Annotated in this window: 11 protein-coding genes and 1 pseudogene; 3 read left to right on the top strand and 9 right to left on the bottom strand. The window is 67.0% G+C overall.

Annotated elements, in window-relative coordinates; genetic code table 11:
• Positions 1 to 275 (bottom strand): annotated as a pseudogene (locus BJG92_RS10245) (hypothetical protein); the annotation flags it as partial.
• A gap of 98 nt (positions 276 to 373) precedes the next feature.
• Here BJG92_RS10245 and BJG92_RS10240 point away from each other — a divergent pair.
• Positions 374 to 1,477 (top strand): winged helix DNA-binding domain-containing protein, encoded by a 1,104-nt coding sequence (locus BJG92_RS10240; protein ID WP_232083906.1) that lies wholly within the window; start codon positions 374 to 376, stop codon positions 1,475 to 1,477.
• A 19-nt stretch (positions 1,478 to 1,496) separates the two neighbouring features.
• Here BJG92_RS10240 and asd read toward each other — a convergent pair whose 3' ends face one another.
• The 8 genes from asd to BJG92_RS10200 all read right to left on the bottom strand — a co-directional run bounded on the left by asd (position 1,497) and on the right by BJG92_RS10200 (position 9,789).
• A complete protein-coding gene (gene asd / locus BJG92_RS10235) occupies positions 1,497 to 2,639 on the bottom strand; it encodes an aspartate-semialdehyde dehydrogenase (RefSeq protein WP_232083905.1) in 1,143 nt (380 codons plus the stop codon).
• Positions 2,640 to 2,740: 101 nt separating this feature from the next.
• Positions 2,741 to 2,959, bottom strand: coding sequence for an NF038396 family protein (locus BJG92_RS10230; protein WP_232083904.1), 219 nt, complete (start codon positions 2,957 to 2,959; stop codon positions 2,741 to 2,743).
• Positions 2,960 to 2,961: 2 nt separating this feature from the next.
• Positions 2,962 to 3,552: a dihydrofolate reductase gene (locus tag BJG92_RS10225; RefSeq protein WP_232083903.1), complete on the bottom strand. Its 591-nt coding sequence runs from the start codon at positions 3,550 to 3,552 to the stop codon at positions 2,962 to 2,964.
• Positions 3,549 to 4,352: a thymidylate synthase gene (locus BJG92_RS10220; RefSeq protein WP_232083902.1), complete on the bottom strand. Its 804-nt coding sequence runs from the start codon at positions 4,350 to 4,352 to the stop codon at positions 3,549 to 3,551. Before BJG92_RS10220 ends, BJG92_RS10225 begins: the two co-directional genes overlap by 4 nt.
• Positions 4,353 to 4,402: 50 nt before the next feature.
• Entirely contained in the window at positions 4,403 to 5,380 is a 978-nt protein-coding gene (locus BJG92_RS10215) for an NUDIX hydrolase (RefSeq protein WP_232083901.1), read from the bottom strand.
• A 10-nt stretch (positions 5,381 to 5,390) separates the two neighbouring features.
• Positions 5,391 to 7,655, bottom strand: coding sequence for an RNA degradosome polyphosphate kinase (locus BJG92_RS10210; RefSeq protein WP_232083900.1), 2,265 nt, complete (start codon positions 7,653 to 7,655; stop codon positions 5,391 to 5,393).
• Between the two features lie 114 nt (positions 7,656 to 7,769).
• A complete protein-coding gene (mshD, locus tag BJG92_RS10205) occupies positions 7,770 to 8,780 on the bottom strand; it encodes a mycothiol synthase (protein WP_232083899.1) in 1,011 nt (336 codons plus the stop codon).
• Positions 8,781 to 9,090: 310 nt separating this feature from the next.
• Positions 9,091 to 9,789, bottom strand: coding sequence for a response regulator transcription factor (locus tag BJG92_RS10200; protein ID WP_232083898.1), 699 nt, complete (start codon positions 9,787 to 9,789; stop codon positions 9,091 to 9,093).
• A 260-nt stretch (positions 9,790 to 10,049) separates the two neighbouring features.
• On the opposite strand from BJG92_RS10200, the gene BJG92_RS10195 reads away from it, so the two are divergent.
• Positions 10,050 to 10,784 carry a permease gene (locus BJG92_RS10195; protein WP_232083975.1) on the top strand — a complete coding sequence of 245 codons (735 nt, stop codon included), beginning with the start codon at positions 10,050 to 10,052 and terminating at the stop codon, positions 10,782 to 10,784.
• 184 nt (positions 10,785 to 10,968) lie between these two features.
• A complete protein-coding gene (locus BJG92_RS10190; RefSeq protein WP_232083897.1) occupies positions 10,969 to 11,583 on the top strand; it encodes an FABP family protein in 615 nt (204 codons plus the stop codon).
• Positions 11,584 to 11,642 lie beyond the last annotated feature (59 nt).

The following is an 11,642-nucleotide window of genomic DNA, read 5'->3' as shown; positions in this document are numbered from 1 at the left end:
CCGGCGGGATCGAGCTCGAGTTCCCGCCGTTCGGTGTTCCGCGGTGCCGGCGGGCGCGGCTGGAGCATGGCAGCGGTGACGAAACTGGCCACCGCGATGGCCATGCACACGGTGGAAACGGTCTGGAACGTCGTCATCATGGGGGATAGCCGGGTGCCGCTGGCAATGGCGACGGCGAGGCCCGCCGCCATCCCGGCCGCGCTGGAGGCCCAGCCCAGCAGGGCCAGCCTCCTGCACAGGGGCCGCAACCGCGGCCACATCTCACTCATGGTCATCTAACAAGGGTAGGTATCTCTGCTGGACGGTGGCTGGGAACCGCCGGGCGGAAGGCTCACCGGAGTGAATTGTCGGCGCCCGGTCCTACCATGGGTCCATGGCAGCAGTGGTGCGCGCCCGGCTCAGCCCGGGGATCTTGGGCCGGCTCCGTCTGGCCTCGCAGGGGCTGGTCGGAGCGGGGCTGGGGACGGTCCCGGCGGCAGTCCGGTGGATGACGGCGATGCAGGCGCAGGACCTGCAGGCCGCCTTCTGGGCTGCCGGGCAGCGGGTACCCGGCTCCCGCGTGGCCGATGTCCGTGCCGCCCTGGACCGGGGCGAGATCGTCCGGTCCTGGCCGATGCGCGGCACCCTGCACCTGCTGGCACCCGAGGATCTCAAGTGGATGCTGGCGATCACGTCCGGACGGCTCATCCGCGGGCTGGCGGGGCGGCACAGGCAGTTGGACATCGGGGCCGCGGACGCGGATGCGGCGCAAGAGGCTGCCCTGCGGCTGGTTTCCGGCGGCCGGGCCGCCACCCGGGCCGAGCTCTTCCAGGCCTTTGAGCGGGCGGGCCAGTCGCCGGCGGGCCAGCGCGGCATCCATCTGCTCGGGCTTCTCTGCCAGCGCGGATGCCTCGTTCAGGGGCCGCTGGAGGGCAACCAGCAGCGTGTTGTCGCCTTTGACGAGTGGATCACAGATTCCAGGACGCTGGGCCGGGAGGAGGGCATAGCCGAGTTGCTGCTGCGCTATCTGTACAGCCACGGACCGGCCAGCGAGCGTGACTTCGCCTGGTGGTCCGGTATCCCGCTGACGGAAACCCGTGCGGCGCTGGCCGCAGTGAAGGGGGAGCTGGTGGAGCTTGACGTCCGCGGGACCAGCTACTGGCTCTCGCCGGAGACGGCGGCACTGCTCGACGGCGTCGTCCCCGGCGGCCGTTCGGTGCTGGCGCTGCCGGGCTTTGACGAATTCCTGCTGGGCTACGCGGACAGGTCGCTTGTGCTGCCCGCCGAGCATTCCGACAAAATCGTGCCCGGCGGCAACGGGGTGTTCAGGAAAACCATCGTCGCGGCCGGCCAGGTGGTGGGCACCTGGACGGCGCCCGGAAACGGCAGGTCCGCCGCCGCGGCCGAGCCCTTCGACACGGTAAACGGACTGCGGCCTGCCGCCCAAAAGTCCTTGGAGCTGCAGGCCGCGAAATACCGAAGATTCCTGGGCACATGAATTCCGGTGGCGCGGGTCCCTAGAGCGTTCCCGTGACGATGTTGAGCATGCGCCGCAGCGGCTCGGCAGCGCCCCACAACAGCTGGTCGCCCACCGTGAACGCGCTGATGTACTCCGGGCCCATCTCGAGCTTGCGGATGCGGCCCACCGGGATGTCCAGGGTGCCGGAGGCCGCCACCGGGGTGAGCTCCGCCATCGAGGCTTCCTTGGTGTTGGGCACCACAGTGGCCCATTCGTTGTCCGCGTCGAGGAGCTTCTCGATCTCGGCGACGGAGAGGTCCTCGCGGAGCTTGAGCGTGAGCGCCTGGGAATGTGAGCGCATGGCGCCGATCCGGATGCACAGGCCGTCCATGATGACGCGGTCCTCGGCCGAGGTGCCCAGGATCTTGTTGGTTTCCACCCCGGCCTTCCATTCCTCCTTGGACTGGCCGTTGCCGAGGTCCGCATCAATCCACGGGATCAGGGATCCGGCGAGCGGAACACCAAACTGGGTGGCGTCGATGTTCGTGCGCTGGTGCGCCAGGACCTTCCGGTCGATTTCCAGGATGGCCGACGCCGGATCGTCCAGTTCGGTGCTGACCTCGGCGTTGAGCGTCCCGAACTGGCCCAGCAGTTCGCGCATGTGCCGCGCGCCGCCGCCGGAGGCGGCCTGGTAAGTCATCGAGGTGCCCCATTCGACGAGGCCGTTCTTGAACAGCCCGCCCAGGCCCATCAGCATGCAGGAGACCGTGCAGTTGCCGCCAATGAAGTCCTTCACACCGCCCGAGAGACCGGCGTCGATGACGTCACGGTTGATCGGGTCCAGGACGATGATCGAGTCGTCATTCATCCGCAGGGTGGAGGCGGCGTCGATCCAGAGGCCGTTCCAGCCGCGGCTGCGAAGCTCGCCGTGCACCCGCTTGGTGTAGTCCCCGCCCTGGGCGGTGACGATTACCGGCAGCTTGGCCAGCGTCTCGACGTCGAACGCGTCCTCGAGCTTGCCGGCCGCGCCGGCTGCAGCACCGGCAAGGGTGGGGGCGTCGCCTCCGGCGTTCGAGGTGGAGAAGAAGACCGGGTTGATGTTGGCGAAGTCGCCCTCGTCCTGCATGCGCTGCATCAGGACGGAGCCGACCATGCCACGCCAACCGACCAGTCCGACGGACGGGATAGCTGCTGTAGTCATTGAGCCAGTTTAGACTTTGCGGCGGGCGGTCCGCAGCCGGTTACGCCGCGGCGGGCCTGACGCTCGCCTGCAGGCCTACCCGGCTGCGGAACCACCGGCCGCTACTCGCCGTGGGACTCCTCCAGCAGGGCGCTTTTTCGTTTCCGCAGGGCGAAGAATGCCCCGAACGCGAAGACCTGGGTCACCACCACCAGCACGATCGCGCCGACAATCTTGTCGCCGCCCAGAATCATGGTGAGCCCCACGACGGCGGACAGCAACGCCAGCAGGGGCAGGAGCATGTAGCCCAGGACGAAGAGGGTTTCGGATTTGGTCGGCATCGCTAGCCCTCCGCCCGGCGCCACAGAGTGATGCGGTAACGGGTGCCGCTGTCCGCCGTCAGCCAGCCGCCGGCCGGCAGGCTGGCCCCCGCTGTCCAGTCGTAGCCGAGCTCGGGGGCAAAGGTGTCGCCCTCGGTGGCCGCGTCGATCGTGGTGATAACGGCGACGTCGGCGAGCTCCATCGACTGCGCGAAGATCTCCCCGCCGCCGACGATCCAGACCATCTCGTGGCCGGGCGCGAACTGGGATTCCAGCAGCGCGTCATCGAGGGATTTGACCGCGATGGCGCCTTCCGCCGCCGGTGTGCCGCCCCAGGTCTCCTGGTGTGTGATGACGATGTTCGTCCGGCCGGGCAGCGGGCGGTACTTGGCCGGGAAGGATTCCCAGGTCTTGCGTCCCATGATCACCGGGTGGCCGGTGGTGAGGCGGCTGAAGTGCTGCATGTCTTCGGGCAGGTGCCACGGCATGGCGCCGGCCTGGCCGATGACTCCGGTGCTTGTCTGGGCCCAGACCAGGCCCAGTCCGGTGGTGGACGCTCGGAGTTGCTCGGTGAAATCGCCGGGCTGCTCGCCGGTGGTGTTCTCTTTGCTCATACGGCTATCGGGGCCTTAATCGTCGGGTGGTGCTGGTATCCGACCACTTCGAAGTCATCGAGGGTGTAGTCGAAGATGGAGTCCGGTTTGCGGATAATTTTCAGCTGCGGGTAGTGGTAGGGCTCGCGGGCCAGCTGCTTGAGGACCTGGTCCATGTGGTTGTCATAGATGTGGACATCCCCGCCGGTCCAGACGAATTCGCCCGGTTCCAGGCCGGTCTGCTGGGCCAGCATGCAGGTCAGCAGCGCATAGGACGCGATGTTGAACGGCACGCCCAGGAAGGTGTCCGCCGAACGCTGGTACAGCTGGCAGGAAAGCTTGCCGTCGGCGACGTAGAACTGGAAGAACGCATGGCACGGGGGCAGCGCCATGTCCTTGAGTTCGGCGACGTTCCACGCCGAGACGATGTGCCGCCGCGAGTCCGGGTTGGACTTGAGGTTCTGGACCAGTTCGGCGATCTGGTCGATGTGGCCGCCGTCGGGGGTGGGCCATGACCGCCACTGGACGCCGTAGACGGGCCCCAGTTCGCCCTCGGCGTCGGCCCATTCGTTCCAGATGGTGACGCCCTGGTCCTGCATCCACAACACGTTTGAGTCCCCGCGCAGGAACCACAACAGCTCCACGGCGACCGACTTGAAATGCACGCGTTTGGTGGTGATCAGGGGGAAGCTCTTGCTCAGGTCGAAGCGCAGCTGTCGGCCGAACACGCTGAGGGTTCCCGTCCCGGTACGGTCCGATTTGTGCGTGCCGTGATCAAGGACATCGCGCAGCAGGTCTTCATAGGGCGTTGGAATGCTCACCGTCCCAGTCTACTGAGCTAGCCGCGCGGACCAGCGCAGTGTGAAGGCCGTCAGTCGTCGAAGGGCCTGAACCGCTCGACGGCGACGATTTTCTCCTTGCTGCCGTGCGCCACATGGCATACCACGATCTCGCCAGGGGCGAGGAACGGATCGGTGTCCGGCAGGAGGCCCCGCAGCCGGGAGCCCATGTGCTCGCCGAGCTGGGCAAACACCGTCGGCAGGGCGGGGCGGTGCGTGCACAGCGCCACCGCCCGCTGCTTGTCGAAGAGGCCCTCGACGACGGCGGCCGTCTTGTGCGGCCGGCGGCCGTGGCGGTGTTCGGTGAGGGCGTCATCCAGCTTCACTTTGGCATCGGAGGCTTTGGCGTACGGCGCGATCGTGGCCACGCATCTGAGCCACGGGCTGGAGACGATGCGCAGCGGCTTCCAGGCCTGCAGGAGACGCCCGACTGCCTGCGCCTGACGCATGCCGGTGGCGGCCAGCGGGCGGTCGCCCTCGGCCTTCGTCCAGGAGGACCGGGGCTTAGCCTTGGCATGGCGCACGATCACGAGCGGCCAGGTCTCGAGTTCACCGCGGGCGTGCGCTGACACCAGGTGCTCCAGCGGGCCGACGTCGCTCGGGTTGGTCAGCAGGCGGGCGGCTTTCTCCGGCGAACACCACATGACGCTGTCCACCTCCTGACCGTCCGGCACCAGCATGGCGCCGTTGACGCGCACCGCCCAGTAGTGGACGATTTTCAGCCCGGCGGGCACGTGGTAGTGGATCGGCGGAAGGGGGATGCCCAGCGGGGCGCTGAGTCCGATTTCCTCCGCTACCTCGCGGGTGGCGCACTCGGGAATCGTTTCGCCCGGGTCGAGCTTGCCCTTGGGCCAGGACCAGTCGTCATAGCGCGGGCGGTGGATCAGCAGGACCTCGAGCTGATCCTTGTCGCTCGAATTGAGGCGCCACGGCAGTGCGCCCGCCGCGGTGACGGCGATCTCGTCGCCGGCGTGGTCAGTCTGGTCGGCCACCAGGGAATCGCTGCTCAATGCCACAGCCCTACCGCAGGCCGGCAGCGCGTTGCCTCGAGCGGGACGCGAGCAGCCACGACTGCACGTCCTCAAGGTTCCGGCCGTCCTCTGTGAGGTGATGGCGGGTCCATTCCCCGCTGTTGTCCAGGTACCAGCTGGCCGTTCCGGGATCCATGTAGCGGCGCAGCATGTCCAGGACGTAGTTGGTGTCGTCCCCGGCACTGAGCTGCACGAGCGCTTCCACCCGACGGTCCAGGTTGCGGTGCATCATGTCCGCCGAGCCGATGTAGACCACCGGTTCCCCGCCGTTGGCGAAGGCGAAGACCCGGGAATGCTCCAGGAAGCGGCCCAGTACGGAGCGGACCGTGATGTTCTCGCTGAGGCCGGGAACGCCCGGTCGCAGGGAGCAAATGCCCCGGACCATGATGTCCACCGGAACGCCGGCCTGGGACGCCCGGTACAGGGAATCGATGATGGCTTCGTCCACCATGGAGTTGACCTTGATCTGGACCCGCGCCGCGAGGCCGGCCTTGGCATTGCGGATCTCCGTTTCGATCCGGTCGATGAGCCCCGAACGCACCGAGCGCGGAGCCACCAGGAGCCGCCTGAACGTGGACTTCGGTGCGTAGCCGGACAGCTGGTTGAAGAGCTTTGAGAGGTCCTCACCCACCTGCTCGTTGGAGGTCAGCAGCCCCAGGTCCTCGTAGTAGCGGGCCGTGCGCGGGTGGTAGTTGCCGGTGCCGATATGGCAGTAGCGGCGCAGGCCGTCCACTTCCTGGCGCACGACGAGGGAAAGCTTGCAGTGGGTCTTGAGGCCCACAATGCCGTACACCACATGGACGCCCGCCTGTTCCAGCTTCCTGGCCCAGGAGATGTTGGCCTGCTCGTCGAAGCGGGCCTTGATTTCAACGAGCGCCAGGACCTGTTTGCCGGCCTCCGCCGCGTCGATCAGGGCATCGACGATCGGGGAATCCCCGGAGGTGCGGTACAGGGTCTGCTTGATGGCCTGGACCTTGGGATCCGACGCGGCCTGCTCGAGGAACGCCTGCACCGAAGTGGAGAAGGAGTCATAGGGGTGGTGCAGGAGGATGTCACGGCGGCGCATGGCGGCAAAGACATTGGCCGCCTTGGAGGTCTCCGATTCGTTGAGGTACCGCGAGGTGTGGGGGACGTGCTTGGGGTAGTGGAGGTCGGCCCGGTCGATCCCGGCAATGACGGAGAGCCCGCGCAGGTCCAGCGGTGCCGGCACGGAATAGACCTCGGATTCCTCGACGCCGAGTTCGCGGATCAGCAGCGCCCGGATGTTCGGGTTGATGTCAGTGGTGACCTCGAGCCGGACCGGCGGGCCGAAACGGCGGCGGAGCAGTTCCTTTTCCAGCGCCTGCAGCAGGTTCTCGGCGTCGTCCTCTTCGACCTCGACGTCCTCGTTGCGGGTGACGCGGAAGGTATGGTGCTCCAGTACTTCCATCCCGGCGAACAACTGGTCCAGGTGGACGGCGATGACTTCCTCGAGGGCGATGAAGCGCGCCACCCGGCCCGGCACGGCGCCAGCGCGGGGGCCGTCGATGGAGATCAGGCGGGGGAGCTGGTCCGGGACCTTGAGCCGGGCGAAGAGTTCCTTGTCGCTGACCGGGTTGCGGACCACGACGGCGAGGTTGAGGGAAAGCCCGGAGATGTAGGGGAAGGGGTGTGCCGGGTCCACGGCCAGCGGCGTCAGGATCGGGAAGACCTTTTCGGCGAACATGGCGCTGAGCTGGTCCTTGGACTGGGAATCGAGCTCCTCCCAATGCATGAGGTGGATGTGCTCGTAGGCCAGCGCCGGGCGGATCTGCTCGGCGTAGACGCGGGCATGGCGCTGCTGGAGCCGGTGGGCTTCCTCGCCGATCTGCTCCAGCACCTGCACGGGGCTCAGCCCGGCGGGGGACGGCACGGCCAGGCCGGTGGCGATCCGGCGCTTGAGCCCGGCGACCCGGACCATGAAGAATTCGTCCAGGTTGGAGGCGAAGATGGACAGGAAGCTGACGCGCTCCAACAGGTGCAGGTTCGGGTCTTCGGCCAGTTCCAGGACGCGGGAGTTGAAGGCGAGCCAGCTGAGTTCCCGGTCCAGGAAACGGTCCGGGCTAATGTCGCCTTCCGGCGCCAGGTTGGGCGCGAACTCGGGGATATCGATCCGGTCCTGAGTGGCACGTGAGGCCGGCACTTCGGAGGAACCGAAACGGGCACGCACCGGATGGGTTCTCTTTTCCGAGGTAGCGGGGTCAGACGTGGCTGTCCGGGCAGTGTCCCGTTGCATGGTCTCTCCTAATGCTGGCGCGATTTAGTTTCAACCATACAAGCAATCGCCCTTCAGCCATCTTCCGCGGAGCCCAAAATTTGGCCGGTATCCGGCGGCGGTCCGCCGGCCGGATCAGGGCCCTTCCAAGGGGGCGTACATGACGTCAACGTCCCAGCGGGTAAAGCCCAGCCGCCGGTAGAGCGACACCGCCGGAATATTGTCCGCGTCGACGTAGAGCATGACGGCGTGCAGGCCCGCTTCCTGAAGGTAGCGGATGCCCGCGACAGTGAGGGCCTTGCCCAGCCCGGTGCCCTGCGCGGCGGGGCTCACGCCGACGACATAGACCTCGCCGATGGCCGGGTGTTCGCCGTGCCGGGGGTGCACTTTGGTCCAGTGGAAGCCCAGCAGCCGGTCCGAGGAGTCCACCGCCAGCAGGAAACCGGCCGGATCGAACCAGGGCTCGGCCATCCGGGCGTCGAGGTCGGCCCGCGTCATATTGCCCTGTTCCGGATGGTGGGCGAAAGCGGCCTTGTTCGCCGCGAGCCAGGTGTCCTCGTCCTGGCCCGGGATGAAGGTTCGGAGCGTAACGCCCGCCGGCAGCGCAACTTCCGGAAGGGCGACGTCGGCCGCGCCGGCGGCCGCGGTGGCGAGGCGCATCTTCCACAGTTCACGCACCGCGCCGAAGCCGTAACGGGCAGCCAGGTCCGCGGCGGCCTCGTGGTCGCCGTGCGACCACGCCTTCAGGCCGGCAAATCCGCGGCGTTCCCGGAGCTCGGCCACAAGCTTGTCCGCCACTCCCTGGTTGCGGTAGCTGGGGTGGACGGCGATTTCCAGCACCCCCGTACCGTCCGGGTCCTCGACGACGACGGCGACGCCCGCCAGATCCTGCGCCGTTGCCGGGTCCGGTTGTTCATCGCCGGACTCGTCGGGGGCATACAGGGCGAGGGTGAGCGCCGTGATGGCCCCTGCGGTCCCGCCGGCGCCGGCTGACCTCAGCGTCACGAGGGTCTGTTCGGACAGCGGCGGGTTGCCGTCGGACTCTTCGGCCGCGGCAGCGAGGCCTACGACGTCGCTCCACAGCTGTTCATCGACAGCTCCCTTGGCAGTGAGTACGGGCCAGTTTTCCGGATGCGCAGGACTCATGGTGTAAGGCTATACGGTGGGGCCACGGTGGGGCCGGTTTTGTTGTTTCCCGAACTCTTCCGTATAGTCGTTATCTCGTCCGGCCTTGCGAACACCATCGCGTTCCCGGATGCGAGGGGGATCCACCACTGGGGTGGCCTCGATACGTTCGACCCGTATGTCCTCCACCAAGGAATGAAAGAAAGCCCCGGACTTCCCAGTCCGGGGCTTTCCCTGTTTCCTTGCTGTTTCCTTGCTGTTTCCTTGTTTTGGGGCGCTGCGCTCCCGCGATGGCCGGGACAGCCCGGGCGGCCGGGGACAGCCGGGACGTTCAGGCCTCGGTCAGTTCTTCCTCGGGGTGGCGGACCAGGGTCAGGCGGTAGCCGACGTTGCGCACGGTGCTGATCAGGTTTTCGTGGTCCGCGCCCAGCTTCGCGCGGAGGCGTCGGACGTGGACGTCCACCGTGCGCGTGCCGCCGTAGTAGTCGTAGCCCCACACCTCGGTGAGCAGCTGCTGCCGGGTGAAGACGCGGCCGGGGTGCTGGGCGAGGTACTTGAGCAGCTCAAATTCCTTGAAGGTCAGGTTGAGCGCCGCGCCGTTGACGCGGGCCGTGTAGCTTGCCTCATCGATCACGACGCCGGCGGCCCGGATCTCCGTCGGCGCCTTGTCCTGGTCCGGAACCGCGCGCGCCATGCCCAGCCGGATGCGGGCTTCGACCTCGGCAGGGCCGGCGGACTCCAACAGGATGTCATCGACCGCCCACGCCGAGGAGACGGCCGCCATGCCGCCCTCAGTGAGGATGAGGATGAGGGGCGCGCTCAGGCCTGTGGCCTTGAGCAGCTGGGTGAGGGAGCGGGCGCCGACAAGATCCTTGCGCGCGTCCAGGAGGACCATGTCGCAGGGGTCCGTGTCCAGCAGCGCAGTAGCCTCGGCCGGAAGAATGTGTACGCGGTGGTTCAGCAATTCCAGAGCAGGCAAAACGTCCACCGAAGAGCCGGTGCTGTTCGTCAGGAGCAGGATGTGCGACATGGTTCCTCCAAGGGGTGTCCGCGCATCTTTGGGCGTCTGTAGCAGATCTCGAGTATACCCAACGGCTTCTTTCCAGACACGGTCCCGTCACCGGAGACCGGTCCCTTTGCGACATAAAACGGTCATATAAGGCAGGATTGATCCGTCAGGGCCCGCAGCGCTCCGAGGTTGATCAGGTCGAGGTGGGGGTCCGCAGTGAGCAAAGGTATGACGATGGCGGCAATGGCGGCAATGGTGGCGGCGAAGATGGCGGGGGAGCAGTGAAGTCGTGGAGCATCGGGATCATCGCCCTGGCCGGGCTCGCGGCCATTGTGGGCGCTGCCTACTCCTCCCCTGAGGTCCTGCTGGCGGCGGCTGCGCTGTCCGCCGTCGGCGTCGGCGTCGGCTGGCCGCACTTCCTGGGCATCCCGGCCAAGAAAACGCTCGCAGCGCTGATCGCGCTGCCGGGGGTGGGGTCCGCCGTCACTGCCACCTACCTCCCGGCCCCGGGCTTCCTCGACTGGACCCCGTCGTTCCTGGCCGCCGGCGTCATTGCCATCTTCGTGATGCAATTGCTCCGCGGCACCGGCCAGGCCCAGCGCCTCGAATCCACGCTCGGCTCCTGCGCCGGCGTGATGCTTTCGTGCCTGGGTGCGGGCTGGATTGCCTGCTCGCGTTTCAACGGAGTGCGGGAAATGCTGCTCGTCGCCGCGATCAGTGCGGCGGTTGCCCTGCTGGCCGGCCTTATCCGCTGGCCGGACAGGATTGTGGCGCCGCTGGGCATCGTCGGCGCCGGACTCGCCGGTCCCCTTGCCGGGCTCGTTTTCTCCGACATCGCCGTCCTGCCGGCCGCCCTCGTGGGGGTTGTAGTGGGGGCGGTGCTGGTGAGTTTCCGCCGCATGGTGACCCTCCGCGCCGAAACCCTCAACCTTGCAGCGGCCCTGGGCATAGGGCTGGGACCGGTTTCCGCCGTCGGTTCACTGGCTTACTTCATAGACAAACTACTCATCTTCTAACGCGTTAGGATGGCATCATGTCCGTACTTGCATTTGAAATCTTCTTCCTTGTTCTGCTCGGCATCGCCAGCCTTTCCATGGCCTGGTTTGCCGGCTATGTGGTGTACCGCCTCTTCAAAGGCCAGCGGTAGAGGGCCCGACCCCACCACCCGTCCAGAACCCGTAGTTTCCCGAGGTAGCTGCTGTGCCGATTGAAATACCTACTGATCTGACACCGGAAATCGTTCCGCTCTCCTGGCTCATCGGCGAGTGGGAGGGCCGGGGCCGGCTGGGCGCCGGGGAAGAGGATTCCGAGCACTTTGTGCAACATGTCTCCTTCACCCACAACGGCCTGCCGTACCTGCAGTACCGGGCCGAAAGCTGGCTGACCGACGACGCGGGCACCAGGCTCCGTCCGCTGACGGTCGAGACAGGCTTCTGGGCCCTGGAACGCACACAGCGCGAGGAGGACGCCGGACCCGGCCTGATCCCCGGCGACATCGTCCCAGTGCTCAAGAGCGCTGACGAGGTCGAGGCCATGCGCAACAAAGACGGCGGCTTCGACATCTCTGTATCGATGGCCCACCCCGGCGGTATCTCCGAGCTGTACTATGGCCAGATCAAGGGCCCGCAGATCCACATCAGCACCGACATGGTGATGCGCGGGAGCCACTCCAAGGAATACACTGCGGCTACCCGGATCTTCGGGCTCGTGGACGGGCAGCTGCTGTGGCGCTGGGATGTCGCCACCGGTGGGGGCACGACGCCGGGAGGTGGCCTCGAGGCCCATGGTGCGGCCATGCTTGGCAGAGTCAGCTGACGCCCTTTCCCGCATCGCGCCACTGACGCCACTGATTGTCCGTTGTCCGCAGCGACCGC

Source organism: Arthrobacter sp. SO5, from assembly GCF_020532805.1.
Lineage (GTDB): Bacteria > Actinomycetota > Actinomycetes > Actinomycetales > Micrococcaceae > Arthrobacter.
This window is presented reverse-complemented; position numbering and strand designations above follow the sequence as displayed.